Here is a 16509-nt window from a genome sequence, read left to right as displayed (position 1 = left end):
CCACCCCACTGTCGACCAAGTCAGTGGGGTTCTTTTTTATGCTACTTTGAGAAATATAATAAAAAATATTACTATTAAAAATGAACATTGTTCGCTTGATTATACGAACTTTAGTTCGTATAATGTTGAGTGGAAAGGTGGTTTTTTTGTATGAAATTTGATTATTCCAAAGAACCTAGACGCGACATTCTGTGTATCGATGTAAAATCATTTTATGCGAGCGTAGAATGTGTAGAACGCGGCTTAGATCCCCTCAAAACAATGCTTATAGTAATGAGTGGGGCTGATAATGCAGGTGGATTAGTACTTGCTGCTTCTCCAATGGCAAAAAAAGTTCTAGGAATTTCTAATGTGACTCGTAAAGACGAAGTCCCTGATCACCCTGATTTATTAGTTGTACCACCAAGAATGAATGTGTATATGAAAAAGAATCAAGAAATCAATAATTTATATAAAAGATTCGTTGCCGACGAAGATCATTCTGTCTTTAGTGTAGATGAAAGTTTTTTAGATATTACTGCTTCTCTCTCCTACTTTAATTGTGATTCAGCATTTAAGTTGGCCAAAATTATACAGCGTGTGATTTATAATCACATGGGATTGTACGTAACTATTGGAATTGGTGATAATCCTTTGCTAGCTAAATTAGCATTAGACAATGAAGCAAAAAATACACCTGGTTTTGTAGCGGAGTGGAGATATGAAGATGTTCAAGAAAAAGTTTGGTCTATCTCCCCTATTACGGAATTTTGTGGGATTGGTAAACGCATGGCTGCTCGATTAAAGATGTCTGGAATTCAATCGATTTACGATTTAGCTCATGCAGATCCTTACATTTTAAAGCAACGTTTTGGTGTCATGGGATTACAGCTGTACGCTCATTCTTGGGGGATTGATCGAAGTTTTTTAGGGGAAAAGAAACAAACTCCCAAAGAAAAATCATTTGGGAATAGTCAAGTATTGCCTAAAGACTATGCACGAAGGGATCAAGTTGAATTAGTACTGAAGGAACTTGCTGACCAGGTAGCAACCAGATTGAGGAATGCAAACTGTCAAACTGAGTGTGTTTCAATTTTTGTAGGCTATTCTAAAGGACAAGTTGACCGACTGGGCAGGATTGGTTGGCGAAAACAGCTTAAAATCGCTCGTAGCAACAACACAAAAGTGTTAACCGAGCATGTTTTAAAGCTTTTTCGAGAAAACTATGTTCCTGGAATAGACATTCGTAATTTAGGCGTTTCCTTTGGAAAGTTGGTTTGGGATACTACCCTTCAGCTAGATCTCTTTTCTGTTCCTGAAGAACAAATTGTAGATACTCAGCTGGATTTTTTGATTGACAAAATACGTCAAAAATTTGGCTTTAAAGCGTTGATACATGCTTCTTCTCTTTTAGATGGAGCAACAGCTGTGAATCGGGCAGGATTGGTTGGCGGTCATGCCGGAGGCAATGTTGGTTTGGGAAGATAAAAAGAGAAAAGCAGAAATAGAGTTTATCGGATTAACAGAAGAAAACAGCGCCATCGATGTTTTTATCGATGAATATTACAGTGACGGAGATTTTTATGAAGACATATGATTACCAAGGCAAACTAATCAAAGAAGATAATAATACAACTAGTATTGCCTATGTGCAGTGTTCGTGTGGCTGCCTTGCAAGTAGAGTTACGAGTGATTCAAACAAGTATAAATGCTCGTTATGTAAACGAGTATACATACTAAAAAAAGAAATCTAAAATTTTTTGTTTTTATATAGATTTTAAGATTATGTTATAATTAGTAAGGCAACTTGCCGCTAAAGGTGGTGTTGTTCGTGTATGAGTTTTTATCATTGGTTATCGCACCTCTTTTTGTTGGCCTAGTTTTAGAACTAGTTTCTCACTGGTTAGAAGAGAAAGACGATAACTAAGCAAGTTGTCTCTAACCCACACGTTCGGAGTCGCAACGAACGAAAAAAAAGCCAATCCCTTTCGTCGCAGGTAGGGATTGGCTTTTGTGCTGTTCGCACGAGTTTTTATCATTTCGCACCTTCAGTATAACATATTATTAAAGTAGGTCAACCAATTTGTACTTTGAAGACTATCAATATTCATAATATTTTTTATTAGAAAAAGTTAGACATAAAAGATTCAAAACATATTTATGTGCATGCTTGCGCGCATGAATATGTGCATACCCAATATAAGCATGACCACAAACACACGCACGCGCATACGCATGTTTATATTTATGCGTATGTTAATCTTTATATGCGGTATATACTTGATCAATGAAATCTCCAACAAGATCTGATTGGGAACGATTAAACATTGCTGAAAGTTCTTCTAAACGTTCTATTTGTGAAGGATACAATGTTAAATTTTTAGGTTTTTTATTCATTCCAACACTACCAGAGACTATATTGAAGGTAGAAACTTTGTTGGTATTTGATTCTACCTCGTTGTTAACAGTTTCAATATTTTCTGAATTTGTATTATCTTTGTCAAAATCTAAACCTTGAAATTTTTTAAAACGATTTGTGTTTGTCATTATTAATACTCTCCTTTTTAGTGATTATCCATAATCATACGCATTTTTTCGTACAATTCAAATGTACGATCAAAAAAAGTCTTATGTTTAGCATAAGTATTTTTGTTTTTAGCAAATTCATTTATTGGTGTCATTTCAATATTGGCTGTGTTTATAAGTTCTTTTTTTTGAAAATATCCAATAAATTTATCATGCTGATTGGCTAATTCTAAGAATTCTTTTGAAGAATTTGTGTTGTGTTCAATTTTATTTCCGACAAATTTAAATTCTGCTTGTAAGTACGATTCTTTCGTCCTAAATTCAACTAATTCTTCTCTTAAAACTTCAATATCGTGTTCTAATTTTTGAACAGCTATAAATGCATCCATAGAGGGATCAGAAACTGCAAATACAACGTCTGAAGCAACCCATGCGTTTTGTGTAATTATACTAGTATCATTATGTGTATCAATTAAGATGTAGTCGTATTTTTCTGCTAGTTTTTCATAATTATCAGCAATCCAAGCTACAATAATTAGTCTATTATTTGGTTTTGTTTGTATTTTTTTTTCTATTTCTGGAAGGTTATTACTACTAACAATTAAGTCTAAATTTGTATGAATATTAATTGGTTCAACATTTCCATGTGTAAATAGATTCCCAATTTTATTTTCAGGTTTAATTAATCCTAAGTCATATTTTTCATTCATTAAATATCTAGAAGATAAATTACCCGATTCGTCTAAATCAATAAGTAGCACACTTTTTTCCTCAGATATTTTTTCTCCTAAATTGAAGATAGTTGAAGATTTACCGGTTCCACCTTTTTGTATATTAATTGAACCGACTGCTAATTCTTTATTGCTCATTGTGTCTCCCCCATTTCTAAAAGATATGTTTCTTAATAATTTTAATTTACCACGTATGCGCATAAATGTCAACATGAATATGCGCATAAATATACGTATAAATGTGTTGGTGTTTATGCGCAATAAAAAAAGCTGTTATTACAGCTTTTTGGTTATCCTTCAAGTAAATCTCCTTGTTTTTTATTGACATAAAATCTAACAGATACAGTTTTTCGCCCTTTTCTCACTGTTTCATAATCAATAGTCATAAAAGTATTTTCGTTTATATTCTTTTTAGCTTTTCTTAAATACGCTTGAACTCTGGACCATTCTAAATTTTCTTTATTAAACAATTCTTTGATTCTTTCAACTGAAAGCTCAATGACTTTATCATCATTGTAAGAGCGTAGTTCTTCATATAATCTTTTGGCAAATAAGCTTTTAAGGTTAACTACGTCAGCAAAATAAAACTGTGTGTAATTTCCAGAGCGTACTAATCCTAGTAAATGAGGAGATAAATCTTTATCTAATTGAAGTCTAGCAAGACCATTTTTTACATAGGCTTTGTCAAGCCAGCGACCGATAGTTTTGGTTCCGTTTGGCATTTCAAACCAAAATCCTTTGTTTGCTAAAGTTAAAAGGGCTTCCATTGTAGAAGAGTATGCAGCACCACCAGCTCCAAATTTACATATTTCATTTAGTTCCTTAATAGACACCTCAATTTCATACAGTTCACTATCATGTTGCTTTACTTGAGAAATGAGATAATCTATTAAAGTTAACTCTTTTGCTGATAAAGAATGTTTAGCCTCTCTGATTAAGCCTGTAGATTTTCTAACAATGTAAGGATCGATATCCTTTTCAGGAAATAATTCTAATTGATTCATATAAGCAACTCCATTCAATTATATTATAGCATACTTTTTTTAAAAAAATAGGATTTTGTATGCTACAAAAAAAGCATGAGCATACGCATTTTTATATTTACGCGCACAAATATAAGTATAAATATACGCATAATTGTGCGTGTTAAATAACATATAAAACTAAGTTGATGGAAAAAAATGTGCTATATGGATATTTTTTTCCATAGAATTAATCAATATGGAAAAAAGTATGCCATATTAAATAAGCTGAAAACACTAGTAAATTAAGGTTTTATGATATGGCACACTTTTTTCCATACAAATTTTTATTTACAAAAATGAAAAGATGGTTTATTCTTCAAATAACAAAACGAAATGTAAAAAAAAGAGACGGTAACAAGTAGACCAGCCAGTCTGACTTGTTACAGAATCCCAAATGAACCACCCATTTCAGATTCTTCTTCGTCCCCGAGAGATAAAACTACTTGAACCTAGCTTTATCCAATATTTAGATCAATTAGAGAGAAGCAACTCTCTATTTCTCTAAAATTATACCATGGGACGACGAATATATCAATGTTTTTAACTGAAAAAATCAACGGATTTTGCTTTTAAAACAATGTTTTGAGAACTGGATGGTGTGCCCGGCAGTTCTCTTTTTTTTGTTTGAAAGTAAGGTGGCAATAAAATGAATGTAGCAGCTATAGTTAAAGACATTTTAAAAGACAGTATTCGAGAGTACAAATTTTTAAATAGCAAAATTAAACCAATCCATTATCAAGCGCATGGAAAAAAAGGTGCCATGTTTGCTTTTCGTTCAAAAAAACAAATGATGCAAGCACGAGGGGTAGTTCTTACTTCTTTAGAAGCATTGAATGAAAATGAAAACAAGTTCACACATTGGACCCCCAACGTTTATAGTTATGGTGCATATGCAGATGAAGCAAGAACAGTGGTGAAAGGGCACAATGAACAGAACTTGCAACAAATTAACACGTTTGTGATTGATTTTGATAAAGTACCTGGAGAAACGTTGGATGCACAACGAATTCTTGATGTGGCGATTGATCTTGAATTGATGCCTACGTTAATCTTAGAAACACCAGGTGGGTTTCAAGCATATTTTATTCTAGAAAATGCCTGGTACATTTCGTCAAAAAATAATTATCAGTCTATTGAAGTAGCTAAACGAGTGTCAGAAAATTTACGCAAAGCTTTTGCAGAAGAACTTTCTTCTGTTGATTTAGGCTGTAACCATTTTGGGATTGCTCGTATTCCACGTAAAGACAATGTAGTCTATTACTATCCTGCATTAAAACATGATATGCAACAGTTGATTCAATGGTCTATGAAATATGAACCAGCGAAAACAGTGAAAAAACCGAATTTATCACTGGTGCAACCAGAATATAAGCAAGTAAAAGAAAAATGGTATCAATTGTTGATTAGTAATCCTAAAATCGTTGGGACTAAAGGAAAATTAGGACGAAATAACGTGATTTTCACGTTGTCTTTGGCAAATTATGCTTCAGGAGTTGAGCTAGAAAATTGCTTAAACGAAATGGATTTGTTTAATAGTGCGCTAGCTGCACCTTTAAAAGACAGTGAACGAGTAAGAATAGTGAAAAGTGCGTACTCAGGGAAATATCATGGAGCAAACAAAGAATATGTTCGTGCTTTAGTTACTGAGTGGGGATTAGAAAGTTGTTCTGAAGCAGGCTTGTTTACGCAACAAAGAACTACCTGGTATAAATTCAAAAAAGAACGACATGAAAGAAAGCAATCCCACCTTTCTGAGTGGAAAGCAGACCTTTTGGCGTATCTTGAAACACAGTGCCATGAAAAACAACCGGAATTACAAGTAACAAAAGCAGAATTACAAACAAATATTGTGTATCAAGGAAAAGAAATTCCAAAAAGATCGTTAGATCGTGCGTTAAAAGAATTACAAGCAGAAGGCAAGATTTATTTGAAAACAAAGTTTGGTCGTGGAGGTGGACTGGTTGTAGCTACGCGTAAAGCGCTTATTCGAACAATCATTATGGTTAATCAACAAACAAAAAGAGCCTATAGAGATTGGCTAAAAGCGTTTGTTGAAGAAGCAGCTATGCTGCAAGCAAAAGTCTTACAGCCGTTTTATGTACCAACTATTACCAGTCCAGAAAGGCAATTAGCATTGTGGGATACTGGTTGAAAATAAAACATGCCAACTGCCAATACATTATTTCTTGAATACTTTCGCCTACTGTCTTTTGAAGATATGTTGTTCTTGGTATTAGAGTATTAGACATATTTTTTGAAAGGATTTGAGGTTTTTTGAAAAATTCAACTATAGTGTTTTTGCTTTTGATTTGTGTGTTTTTTATTAGTGGTTGTAGTGTAAGTACGGAGAAAAATACTGAGCCTGCTAAGCAAGTATTTTCAAGAGTTGAACCTGTTGAGTTAGCAAGTATTGATGTTTCTTTAGCTACAGACGGATATAGTCAAACGGTGTTGTCTAATGTCAATGAAGGGCTGTATCGTGCAGGAAAAGACGAAAAGTTAGAAGATGCTGGTGCTAAAAGTGTGGCTATTTCTGAAGATGGCCTAACGTATACATTTCAGTTAAATAAGCAAGCTCGATGGTCTGATGGAAAGCCTGTTACTGCAAAGGATTATGTGTATTCTTGGCGTCGAACAGTGTCTCCAGATACTGGATCAGAAATTTCTATGTTATTTTCACCTGTTAAAAATGCAACTAAAATTGTTGAAGGGAAGCTTAGTCAAGAAAAATTAGGTGTAAAAGCTGTCAATGATTATGAGTTGGTGGTGAGTTTAGAGAGTCCGACGCCTTATTTTTTGAGTTTGTTAGCTTATCCTACTTTTTTCCCTCAGAGAGAAGATATTGTTGAAAAATATGGAAAAGAGTATGCAATGACAAGTGAAAATACAGTGTACAATGGGCCATTTTGTTTAGAAGATTTTAAAGGTCCAGGAGTTTCTACTTCTTGGGTGTTGAAGAAGAATGAGCAGTATTGGGATAAAAAACATGTGAAGTTGAGTGAAGTTAAAACTCAGGTCGTGAAAGATCAAGGAACAGCTTATAATTTGTATCAAGATGGAAAAGTAGATGAGACGTATGTGACAGGTGAATTTTACTTACAAAATAAAAAGAATCCTGAACTAAGAGAAATTCAGCAAAGTAATTCGTTTTATATTCAAGCAAATGTTGGGAATAAAGAATCAATTGTTGCAAATAAATTGGTGCGTGAAGCGTTATCTTATGCAACAAATCGTGAAGAACTAACAGATAAAGTTTTGAATAACGGTTCTATACCAAGTGATAACTTGAGCCCGAGAGGGATGGCTTTTTCTCCAAAAAATGCAAAAGATTTTGTGGATGAATGTAGTGTGAAAGCAAAATATGATAAAGAGCAAGCTTTGGCCAAGTGGCAAGAAAGTGCATTAGAAAAACAGGGAAAAACTGTAGAACTTTTGGTTTCAGATACAGGTAATTCTAAACAAATCGGCGAATATTTGAAAGCTCAATGGGAAGCGCATTTACCAGGATTAACGGTGAATGTCACGCCATTACCGTTTTCTGCTGTTTTGGAACGGATGCAGAAAAGAAACTATGAATTAGTATTAACAGGTTCAAAACCAGAATATCCAGATCCAACTAGTTTGTTAAATAGCTTGGTAACGGATAATGCACAAAATTATAGTGGGTATTCTAATCAACAAGTGGATCAATTGATGAAAAAAGTTCATGAAGAACTAGGTACGGATATAGAAGCACGTTGGGATACGTTGATTGATGTAAATAATCTTGTGATGGAAGACTTGCCAGTTATTCCATTGTTACAACAAAGAAAAACTTATTTGAGAAATAAGGATATAAAAGGTGTTCAGGAACATACATTAGGTGCAGAATTTGATTATAAACTGGCACAAATTAAATAAAAATTTATTGGAAGGAGCATTTAATTTGGAAAAGAAAGAAATAAATTTTTTACTTAAACAAGTTCGTTTAGATACAGGTTTGAAGCAAAAAGATGCGCGAGCAGGTGTGATGAGTGCGGTTTCTTATTCCAAAATGGAAAATGGGCGTAAATCTCTTGCTTTTGAAGAACTCGTAAGTATTTTAACAAATTTGCAGGTATCACTTGAAGAATTTTTAGTAATGTATGTTCAACCAGTTTTGACAGAGTCTGCGCGATTGAAATTAATAAGATTGGTCGATCAGTTACCTTCTGAAGATGCTTTAAATCAAATTTTTTCTATGTTTAATGAGTATGTAGAACGTTTTCCTGATCTTTCTTCTGATGAAATGGGTGTTTACTTTGACGTAAAAGCATTGTTTCATAGAGAATATCCAGAAAAAGTGCCGCCAGTTGTCCATGCTGAACAAAAGTTGGCAATTGAAAGAATTATGAATAAAGCGCAATACAAATTATTTATGATGGATTATAAGATAGTTGCTCAAATAATTAATGATTTAGATATAACGGAGATGAAAGAGATATTTAAAGTGTTGTTTCCTATATCTCCAGATACGTATTTATCTTCGCGAACCAAACAACACATTGGAAATATATTTTTAAATAGTATTACGCCTATGATGAAAAAGAAAGAGTATGCTTGGGTAAATGAAATGATAGATATTGCTGAAGAACATCGTTTTATTTATGAAGATAGCTTTTTTTACTTGTCACAATTAACTTATTTAAAAAGTGTGTATGAGTTTTTTGCTAAGAAAGATATGTTAGGATTGCAAAAAGCCCATGCCATCATAGAAGCTATTGAAGTGATAGGTGAAGAAGAAACGGCAGTTAAGTTAAGAAATGAATTACAAGACTTATTAGAAGATAAAAAGCTGATGGGATATTCTATGCAAGACGTAGTAATTGGAAAAAGTTAAGATATTCAAAATCAGTACAAATTTTGGCTTAAATTCAAAAAAAATAGGAAAAACTAAAAAAAAGTGCCAAATTAGTATCCAAATCGTTTAAGTCGGTATTTTTTGTCTTGTAAGTAGTTTTTTAGGTGTTTTATAATGTGATTGTGGAGGTGATAAGATGAAAAAAATGCAAAAATACGCTTCTATTGCGACTCTTTGTGTAGTTACTTTATCTATTATGTCATCTGTAATCGCTTAGTGTTAGTAACAAAAAAATAATTTGCATTATTTTAAAGTGTATGCTATTCTTTTTTTGAAATTATTAGAATTAAAGAATACACCTTTAAATAAATGCGATGTTTGTTGAGTTTCCGGCTTAAAAGTAAGCATGAGAAGCTAGCAGGCAACAAAAAAAAGACCGTCTCCATAGGATTGGCTGTCCTAGCGGGAGATTAAGACAATTCAGCTCGCCAAAGCACATGAATTGCATCGGTCCTTTTGTTGCAACCTGCGTTACAACAAACTGTATTATATCAATTTATGCGCAAAAAGAAAAACATTTTTTCTTGATTTTCCTTGAATTCTTTTCCTCTTCTCATTCGAGAAATTGAATTTTGGGACGCTTATTTTGGTATAATCTGTTTTTGCTGTACGTAGGATGTTTCAAAGGGGAGATTGTGCAATTTGGCGCAATCTCCCCTTTTTTTGTTGCGTGCTAACTTTTCATGATGATGCTAAGGAGGAATTTCAGTGATTAAAGTCTTACGTAAAGAGGATATTGGGTATTATGGCGCAAGAGTAACGACATTTTCGTCTAGGGAAAAACGCCAGTTAAGAAATACACGTTCTGAAACGCATAAAAGCAGTAAAAACTATCGGATTGATGGGTTAGAAGCGATTGAAGTAGAACATTATTTCGAAGGAACCAAGAAAAAAGTAAGAGAAAGGGCGAGAATTTTGTTAAAAGATGTCTATCCTGAAATTAAACATGTCTATGACCACAACGGTATTTTGATTGGCCGTAGAATTCAACGTGGCGCTCCCTTAAAACCTACGGGAAAAGGAATGAGCAAATTTTTACGTTATGAAAACTAAATAAAAAACGATTTGTCTTCTTGGACGTGCTTGAAAATGTTATGGAACTTTTGGTTGATTTCTGTGATGTGAAAAAGAGAAATGTTAGACACAAGAAGGTGGCGTGAGCGGTCAGCGGTTAAAGTTAGGGCAAACTATTGCCAGTCCTTTTTTGAATCAACGAAGGTCGTTCTTAGTCTATGTACAACAACGAATTGGTGCATAGAAGTACACGCTTGCGAATAACTTTTGTAAATGAACAAGAATGATAACGATTCTTGGTAAACAATTGGAACACGTAGAAAGAATACAAAGGGAAAGTAACCTATAGCGCCTAGATTTATCAGAGCAGCTACTAAGGGATCTAGGCTTTGACACTTCTTTTGATAAAAAAGAAAAGGCTTCTCGTAATGGGGAAGCGCCTATCTGGAAAAGGTAGGTTGTGTGCTGCACTACATATAGGCACTTGTAATGAAAAACAGGACATTACATTTACCGTTGTCTATTAGGGTTTCTAGTTTCGGACGCCATAAACTAGTCGAAATTAATTTTTAAGTGGGTCCAAGAAGACAAAGCGCAAAATCAGTGCATGTTTTTGTCTGTTTTATGTTTCTTTATGGCTGGGAGGCTAAACCATAGAAGCAGTGCGACAGGGAAGAATAGCAAGAAAACGCCTAAACTGATTTTATGTAATAAAAAGGCAATAGCGAATACTAAAAAAGCAAGAAATAAAATAAAAACAGTTAGTTGCATGGTCGTTCGTCCTTTCGATTTAGTGTTTAGTTTCTAAAATTATTTTAGTAAGGAAATATGATTTTTTCAAAAAAATTGTTTAGAAAAAGGAGAGGAAGTAAATGAAAGTAATTGATAAACAATTTAGCGAGCAAACGAAGAAAGAGGAATTACAGTCACAGCTTAATTCGAATCAGCAGATTTTTCTAAATGATTTGAGGTATGAATATATCGATGGTAATCCATTTCAGGCTCTTTGGTACGCTTTAGAAGATAAGTACTTCACTGGAGGAGTAGTTGAATGGTTGCCAGCTATTGAACAAATCGAAATCTTACAAGTGTTTTGCAAGTGGGCTTTGGAAAGGGAGGAAGAAAATGATTTATATTAAAAATTTTGTACATGATTTTGATTCTTCAACAATTACCTTTGAAGTAGAACGTGAAGGAGTCACGAATCATGTAGAAACTAGAGATACTGGTTATGGAACGACTTCAACAGATATTAATGATTTTACTGAAGATTGGTCAGATTCTGAATACAATCAATTAGAAGAGTTTTTAAACGGTTGTCAAGAAATAGCGCATTCATTTTATCATTAATTTTTATTCTGGAGGAAAATAATGAATTTTATGAAACGAAAAGATCGTTGTGGCGGAAGTAGAGAGACGCCATGAGTGGTGCAATTCCACTCCAGCGATATCGAGGTTGACAATACTGGTCAATCTCAAAAAAACAAATACTAAAAGTCCTCTACTTTTGGTTGCGTTGGCGTGTAGCATCGGGGATGCAAAAAAATCCTTCCTTTCTTTTTAAATGTAGGTTCGACTCCTTCCACGCCAATAAAAAATATTGAATTTGAAAGGATGAAAAATTGTGTTAGATATTCTGATAAGTAAGGAAATATAGAGGAAGTAACTGGTAAAGGTCGTTTATTTAGAGTAAAAATTGAGGAGGGAAAAAATGAAATATAAAATCGCAGTAAACGAAACATTGAGTGCAACACGGTACATTGAGGTTGAATACGACGAAGATATTGATGAATTGCTACATGATGTAGAAAATTCGCCTTATGAACAAGATGTTGCGAGTATTTTGGAAGAATTAGGAGCAACTATTCTAAAAGAAGATCAGCCAATTGTAGGTAAAATAGGCGATTGGGAAACTGAATCATTAGACTATAGTGTAATGGAGGAAAAAAACATGAAATTTTACGAAATGAAAGAACCTTATTTTGCATTAATCGCTGCTGAAGATGAAAAACAATGTTTAAAACTTTATAAGGATATTGTTTGCGGAGTCGAAGACGAAAAAGAGTTTTTCGATGATATGAAAACAATTGATAAATACGAAGCGTTCAAAATGCTTGCTAAAAGTCATATTGAAGATGGTGGAGAATTAGGCGCAGAAGAAGCTTTCAATCAGTTAGAAAATCTTGAACAAAATGGCGAAGTATTGTTAATTGATAGTGGTTTGCTTTAGGAGGATTAATCGTTGCTAACTACTCTAAAAGTTTATAAAGAAGGCTTCAATGAGAGTATAAAAATTGGTGAATCAGTTGATTATGCGGGTGATAAATATATTGTTATCCGCATACTTGAAATAAAAAAACTGTATTTCAGTAAGTCAGTAAGACTAGAACTTAGAATCTTAGTACAAAAAGTAGGAGTAACAACTAATTATAACGGATATAAGAAACAGGTACAGGTAATTGAACGTTACGATCAGAGCAAGGACAACGAAAGAATGAAAAAAGTCGGAGATATTGTAATTTTGAATAAGAAAATTGCTTATGAAGTAATTTCAATTAATAGTATTCACTATGAGTTTGTTGAATTAGTCGTTGAATATACCGTACAAATGATTGTTCCATGGTCTGAACAGGAAATAAATAAAGCGTTATTCGATGAGCGTAAAAGTACATTTAAAGTTTTGGAAGGTGGAAAGTAATCTAGAGTAAAAAATAGTTTGGAGGGAAGAAAATGCTATCTAAACAAGAAAAAAAGCAAATTCGACAAAAAATGTATGCAATTATTGGTAATCGTTTAGTCACGGAATTAAGTCCAGAAGAACTGAAAGAAGTACAAAAATTAGCACAATTGATTGGATCTAACTACATTTTTGATTCTAAACCATTACCAAAAATGACATTGGAAAATTTAACTGCTAAAAAATATCAAGAACTTCGTGAGATAGGTTATCGAATGCTAGACATTCGACGAGCATTAAATATTAGTGATGCAAAATTCAGAGACTGGAGAACAGAACATGGGCTATCAATTTAAATTAGTAAAGGAGAAGAAATGAAGAAAAAAATAGCAATGCTACTAACAGTTTCTGTAGTTTTTATTTTGGCAGGGTGTCAAGATTTGAATATTTTTGTAAAAGGATTCGAACAAAGCTTTAGTGGATTGGAAATGACGATTAATACTTATGATGAAGAAAGTCAGGCAATAGATAAAATAATTGGAAAATCAATCAAAATTGAAAGAGATTCGAAATTTGATACAAATTCTGGGACTAATAATTCATCGGTTATTCAAGTAACTATAGGAGATAAAGAACTCCATCATGTAGGTTCTTCGATGATTGTTGCTGAAAATGGCTTAAACAATGTTTTTGAAAAATATGCAACAAAAGTTGATATTCAAAATATGCAGCAGGGAGTTCCAATTATTAATTCGTTGGTAAATGATTTTAAAAATTCTTTTACAGGAAAAGAAAAATTAGTTCTTATTCGAAGTCAAAATGGAACGCCTTTAGCAACATATGCGGGGAATAATGTTTCTCTATATAGTACAGATGTTCCAAAAAGTACAGGATTATTAGTAGATGGCAAATACTTATTTGTCTACAGATGTGATTATACGATTTATGATTTAGCATTGATTAGTTAAGCAGTAAGAAAACGAAATGTTAATATAAATTTGGAGAGAACAGTATGAAAACTATTCAATTTTATATGTATATACCAATTGTATTGCCAGTGTTTTTATTGGCTGCATTAGTTTTAGAATTTTTAATCGTTTTTCAAAGGTTATTCAAAAAAAGACGTTAGCAACTATATAACTATTTCAATTATACTTAAGATATAATATTGAAGCGGTTTAAAAAAGTTGATATAATAAAAAAGGTTATGTGATAAAAGTAACAAGAGAAGCTCTCTTGTTACTTAACGGGAGTATGCAAGGTATTGTTCATGAATTTTTGCAAGACCAAAAGTATCACCTATTTTCAAATTATTAGGTGTATGTTTGATATTAGGAATTGAAAAAAGATTTTTCGCTCTGTCTGTCACGATAAGTGGAAACTCAATATCATTTTCTTTTTCAGAAGTGATAAAAGCAACGTTTTTCTTTTCAAACAAGACAGTAGTGATTTGAGAAGAACCAAGATCGATTAAATCTTGTCCATATTTTTCTTTTAAGCTGTTTAGTGAAGGATAGACGGAAAGCTCGCTAGAATGGCTTGTAGTAGTTGATTGAACAGTATTTTGTGACTGTGTTTCTGTTTTGTTAGATACAGTAAAAGCAATAATAGTAAGTACAATCAGTAAGATTGAACCAATAGCAACAATGTATTTCTTATTCATAGAACCTCCGTTGTAAAAATTGTTTATTATTGTTTTAGTTGTAAATTCAAGACAGAAAACGACTTATTGCCGTTTCTGTCTTTTTTCTTCGAGCTTTTTTGCGTATTTTTCAATATCGCTTTTCAGATATAGACGAACACTTCCAGTGCCTGAACCGTATTCTAAAAAAGGTTTGATATATTTTAAATTTACGGATTGAGAAAAACTGCTGTAACTTTGTTTAGTTATTTTGGCAGCTTCTTGTCTAGTTAATAAATTTGTTAAACACCAGTCTTGAATATCTTGGTTTGTTTTTAAATCCATCATAAATCTCCTTTCAATGTTGTATAGTAAATTTATTATACTAGAAAATAAAAAAATAGCAAAAATGTGTTTACTTTTTACGATAAGTTTATTATAATAAACTTATCGTAAAGGTTGAAAATATTTAATAAAGAAAGCCTAATGGTAATAAGTCAAGATATAAATTTTAAAATATGAGTTAGATTTTGAAAAATTAGACCGCACTGAACTAGACCCGACTAAAATCAAATTTTTTTCGGGGTAATCACGAAGATTTTCGCAAATAACTTTATGTTATTTTTCTATCACCACCTTCGCCGGCTGATAGAATTGACCGTTGCGTAGTAGCGCATCGATCAAGCGCACAAATTTTCTTCCGGTTAAGACGAGCGCTCGTTTATGTTTGTGTTTAGGTACTTCATTTTTCTTTTTTTGGTAGTACTCTTTAAATTCTGGAAGTGTACTTCTTACTCGATTGGTGGCTTCAATTAAGTAGTAACGAAAATAGCGATTTCCAGAACGATTTAGTGGCGTGTTTTCAGATTGAGAGTTTCCTGATTGATTTTTAGACCAAGTTAACCCGGCATACTTTGCTAACTTGGATTGATCATCAAATCGCTCGATTTGACCAATTTCAGCGATTAAGCCTGCAGTATAAACAGCTCCTAATCCTGGGACACTTAATAAGCATTGGGCTTCTGGAATTGTTTCAAGTAAAGCAGTAATGTTTTTTTCAATTTCTTTAATCTGTTTTTTTAGAAATTTGATTTCGTTGGCGATTATACCTAATACAAGGTCAATGGAATTCTTGGTTACTTTACCTAAACGATAAGAACTACGTACAGCTTTTTGAATACTTTTGACAAGTTGCTCTGGATTTTTGAATCGACCTTTTCCTAGCTTTTGAAGTAATTCAGCGGCTGATTCAAGAGGCATTTCCGAAAATTCATCTAAGGTAATACCTTCTGTAAGTAGATTCATAATTGAAGCTCCGAATATGGAAGTTTTATTGTCTTCATTCGCAAGTTCTTTTGATAAAGTATTACATTTATACGTCAAATTTTCTAAAAAATGTTGTTTTGCTTCTACCATTTGTGTCACTAATTGATAACGAGATCTTGTTAGTCGTTGAAGTCCAACATAAACTTCTTCTTTAATAGGAGACAATGTATGGAGATCTACTCGTAGATAATCAGCTATGATCTGTGCATCAATTTTATCTGTTTTATCCTGATCGAACATTCTTGAATACTGTTTGATTCTATAAGGATTTTCTACAGTAACTTCGACAGGTAACAGCTTTAAATCTTCATCTAAGTAGAAAAACATTGCTGGGTGAAAACTATAAACAGAAGTCGATTCCATACCTATGACAATTCGGCAGAAACCAAAGGTTTCTTGGTAGTCGAGAATTCTTTGTTTGATTTCGCTAGCTCCGATTAAATCGTTGCTAAGTGAACCTTCAAACAAGATCTCTTTGGAGTCTGTTAAAAAGCAAGTATCTAATTTTTGAGAACTAACGTCTAAACCAATAAATAATTTCATGGAAGGTCCTCCTTTCATAAATTTTTTGGAATACTTAGCTATTGAAGTTTATCCCTGAATCTTATTGAATAACCGCAATCTCGCTTAATAGTACTCAATTGTTTACCTCTTAAAAGCCACCCTATTTCCTACTAGAAATAGTTTAAGAAGTGAACGGTACAGCTAATGGGTTTGAGGCATGATAATCA

General features: G+C 33.1%; 20 protein-coding genes. 14 read left to right on the top strand and 6 right to left on the bottom strand.

Features of this window, described 5'->3' with window-relative positions; genetic code table 11:
* Positions 1–150 precede the first annotated feature (150 nt).
* From IGK86_RS14535 to IGK86_RS14520, 4 genes are all read left to right on the top strand, one after another.
* Positions 151–1467 carry a Y-family DNA polymerase gene (locus IGK86_RS14535; protein ID WP_438742695.1) on the top strand — a complete coding sequence of 439 codons (1317 nt, stop codon included), beginning with the start codon at positions 151–153 and terminating at the stop codon, positions 1465–1467.
* On the top strand, positions 1451–1576 hold the full coding sequence (locus IGK86_RS14530) for a hypothetical protein (protein ID WP_438709968.1): 126 nt from the start codon (positions 1451–1453) through the stop codon (positions 1574–1576). Before IGK86_RS14535 ends, IGK86_RS14530 begins: the two co-directional genes overlap by 17 nt.
* Positions 1524–1733: an excinuclease ABC subunit C gene (locus IGK86_RS14525; RefSeq protein WP_438709946.1), complete on the top strand. Its 210-nt coding sequence runs from the start codon at positions 1524–1526 to the stop codon at positions 1731–1733. Before IGK86_RS14530 ends, IGK86_RS14525 begins: the two co-directional genes overlap by 53 nt.
* 65 nt (positions 1734–1798) lie before the next feature.
* Positions 1799–1906 (top strand): type I toxin-antitoxin system Fst family toxin, encoded by a 108-nt coding sequence (locus tag IGK86_RS14520; protein WP_016618835.1) that lies wholly within the window; start codon positions 1799–1801, stop codon positions 1904–1906.
* Positions 1907–2235: 329 nt separating this feature from the next.
* Here IGK86_RS14520 and IGK86_RS14515 read toward each other — a convergent pair whose 3' ends face one another.
* From IGK86_RS14515 to IGK86_RS14505, 3 genes are all read right to left on the bottom strand, one after another.
* Positions 2236–2526, bottom strand: a complete 291-nt coding sequence (locus IGK86_RS14515; protein WP_174115689.1) for a hypothetical protein — start codon at positions 2524–2526, stop codon at positions 2236–2238.
* A 17-nt stretch (positions 2527–2543) separates the two neighbouring features.
* Positions 2544–3374 (bottom strand): ParA family protein, encoded by an 831-nt coding sequence (locus tag IGK86_RS14510; protein ID WP_174115688.1) that lies wholly within the window; start codon positions 3372–3374, stop codon positions 2544–2546.
* A 152-nt stretch (positions 3375–3526) separates the two neighbouring features.
* Positions 3527–4240 (bottom strand): replication initiation protein, encoded by a 714-nt coding sequence (locus tag IGK86_RS14505; protein ID WP_257877995.1) that lies wholly within the window; start codon positions 4238–4240, stop codon positions 3527–3529.
* A 667-nt stretch (positions 4241–4907) separates the two neighbouring features.
* Here IGK86_RS14505 and IGK86_RS14500 point away from each other — a divergent pair.
* The 10 genes from IGK86_RS14500 (at position 4908) to IGK86_RS14455 (ending at position 13799) form a co-directional block, all read left to right on the top strand.
* Entirely contained in the window at positions 4908–6413 is a 1506-nt protein-coding gene (locus tag IGK86_RS14500) for a primase C-terminal domain-containing protein (RefSeq protein WP_438742691.1), read from the top strand.
* A gap of 161 nt (positions 6414–6574) precedes the next feature.
* Positions 6575–8161, top strand: a complete 1587-nt coding sequence (locus IGK86_RS14495) for a peptide ABC transporter substrate-binding protein (RefSeq protein ID WP_438742720.1) — start codon at positions 6575–6577, stop codon at positions 8159–8161.
* A gap of 25 nt (positions 8162–8186) precedes the next feature.
* Complete coding sequence (locus IGK86_RS14490) at positions 8187–9119, top strand: helix-turn-helix domain-containing protein (RefSeq protein WP_226062427.1); 933 nt, start codon at positions 8187–8189, stop codon at positions 9117–9119.
* Between the two features lie 729 nt (positions 9120–9848).
* A complete protein-coding gene (gene traE / locus IGK86_RS14485; RefSeq protein ID WP_014862460.1) occupies positions 9849–10193 on the top strand; it encodes a type IV conjugative transfer system protein TraE in 345 nt (114 codons plus the stop codon).
* 833 nt (positions 10194–11026) lie between these two features.
* Positions 11027–11293 (top strand): hypothetical protein, encoded by a 267-nt coding sequence (locus IGK86_RS14480; protein ID WP_438742688.1) that lies wholly within the window; start codon positions 11027–11029, stop codon positions 11291–11293.
* Positions 11280–11504: a hypothetical protein gene (locus IGK86_RS14475; RefSeq protein ID WP_438742686.1), complete on the top strand. Its 225-nt coding sequence runs from the start codon at positions 11280–11282 to the stop codon at positions 11502–11504. Before IGK86_RS14480 ends, IGK86_RS14475 begins: the two co-directional genes overlap by 14 nt.
* A gap of 361 nt (positions 11505–11865) precedes the next feature.
* Positions 11866–12384, top strand: a complete 519-nt coding sequence (locus tag IGK86_RS14470) for a hypothetical protein (RefSeq protein ID WP_438742684.1) — start codon at positions 11866–11868, stop codon at positions 12382–12384.
* A 12-nt stretch (positions 12385–12396) separates the two neighbouring features.
* A complete protein-coding gene (locus tag IGK86_RS14465) occupies positions 12397–12852 on the top strand; it encodes a hypothetical protein (protein WP_438742682.1) in 456 nt (151 codons plus the stop codon).
* 32 nt (positions 12853–12884) lie between these two features.
* A complete protein-coding gene (locus IGK86_RS14460) occupies positions 12885–13187 on the top strand; it encodes a hypothetical protein (protein WP_438742680.1) in 303 nt (100 codons plus the stop codon).
* 18 nt (positions 13188–13205) lie between these two features.
* Entirely contained in the window at positions 13206–13799 is a 594-nt protein-coding gene (locus tag IGK86_RS14455) for a DUF5052 family protein (protein ID WP_438742678.1), read from the top strand.
* A gap of 275 nt (positions 13800–14074) precedes the next feature.
* Here IGK86_RS14455 and IGK86_RS14450 read toward each other — a convergent pair whose 3' ends face one another.
* The 3 genes from IGK86_RS14450 to IGK86_RS14440 all read right to left on the bottom strand — a co-directional run bounded on the left by IGK86_RS14450 (position 14075) and on the right by IGK86_RS14440 (position 16321).
* Positions 14075–14494: a hypothetical protein gene (locus tag IGK86_RS14450; RefSeq protein ID WP_438742676.1), complete on the bottom strand. Its 420-nt coding sequence runs from the start codon at positions 14492–14494 to the stop codon at positions 14075–14077.
* Positions 14495–14557: 63 nt separating this feature from the next.
* The gene (locus IGK86_RS14445) at positions 14558–14797 is read right to left on the bottom strand and encodes a hypothetical protein (protein WP_057086813.1); all 240 of its coding nucleotides are present in this window, start codon (positions 14795–14797) and stop codon (positions 14558–14560) included.
* A gap of 273 nt (positions 14798–15070) precedes the next feature.
* Positions 15071–16321 (bottom strand): IS110 family transposase, encoded by a 1251-nt coding sequence (locus tag IGK86_RS14440; protein WP_438741968.1) that lies wholly within the window; start codon positions 16319–16321, stop codon positions 15071–15073.
* Positions 16322–16509: the final 188 nt, after the last annotated feature.

It is taken from the genome of Enterococcus sp. DIV1206, from assembly GCF_051712485.1.
Lineage (GTDB): Bacteria > Bacillota > Bacilli > Lactobacillales > Enterococcaceae > Enterococcus > Enterococcus faecalis.
This window is presented reverse-complemented; position numbering and strand designations above follow the sequence as displayed.

Excerpts from the sequence above, each read along its gene's own strand:
- IGK86_RS14535 (WP_438742695.1), top strand. The coding sequence starts at position 151 with ATGAAATTTGATTATTCCAAAGAACCTAGACGCGACATTCTGTGTATC.
- IGK86_RS14525 (WP_438709946.1), top strand. The coding sequence starts at position 1,524 with ATGTTTTTATCGATGAATATTACAGTGACGGAGATTTTTATGAAGACA.
- IGK86_RS14515 (WP_174115689.1), bottom strand. The coding sequence starts at position 2,526 with ATGACAAACACAAATCGTTTTAAAAAATTTCAAGGTTTAGATTTTGAC.
- IGK86_RS14510 (WP_174115688.1), bottom strand. The coding sequence starts at position 3,374 with ATGAGCAATAAAGAATTAGCAGTCGGTTCAATTAATATACAAAAAGGT.
- IGK86_RS14505 (WP_257877995.1), bottom strand. The coding sequence starts at position 4,240 with ATGAATCAATTAGAATTATTTCCTGAAAAGGATATCGATCCTTACATT.
- IGK86_RS14500 (WP_438742691.1), top strand. The coding sequence starts at position 4,908 with ATGAATGTAGCAGCTATAGTTAAAGACATTTTAAAAGACAGTATTCGA.
- IGK86_RS14480 (WP_438742688.1), top strand. The coding sequence starts at position 11,027 with ATGAAAGTAATTGATAAACAATTTAGCGAGCAAACGAAGAAAGAGGAA.
- IGK86_RS14475 (WP_438742686.1), top strand. The coding sequence starts at position 11,280 with ATGATTTATATTAAAAATTTTGTACATGATTTTGATTCTTCAACAATT.
- IGK86_RS14470 (WP_438742684.1), top strand. The coding sequence starts at position 11,866 with ATGAAATATAAAATCGCAGTAAACGAAACATTGAGTGCAACACGGTAC.
- IGK86_RS14460 (WP_438742680.1), top strand. The coding sequence starts at position 12,885 with ATGCTATCTAAACAAGAAAAAAAGCAAATTCGACAAAAAATGTATGCA.
- IGK86_RS14455 (WP_438742678.1), top strand. The coding sequence starts at position 13,206 with ATGAAGAAAAAAATAGCAATGCTACTAACAGTTTCTGTAGTTTTTATT.
- IGK86_RS14450 (WP_438742676.1), bottom strand. The coding sequence starts at position 14,494 with ATGAATAAGAAATACATTGTTGCTATTGGTTCAATCTTACTGATTGTA.
- IGK86_RS14445 (WP_057086813.1), bottom strand. The coding sequence starts at position 14,797 with ATGGATTTAAAAACAAACCAAGATATTCAAGACTGGTGTTTAACAAAT.
- IGK86_RS14440 (WP_438741968.1), bottom strand. The coding sequence starts at position 16,321 with ATGAAATTATTTATTGGTTTAGACGTTAGTTCTCAAAAATTAGATACT.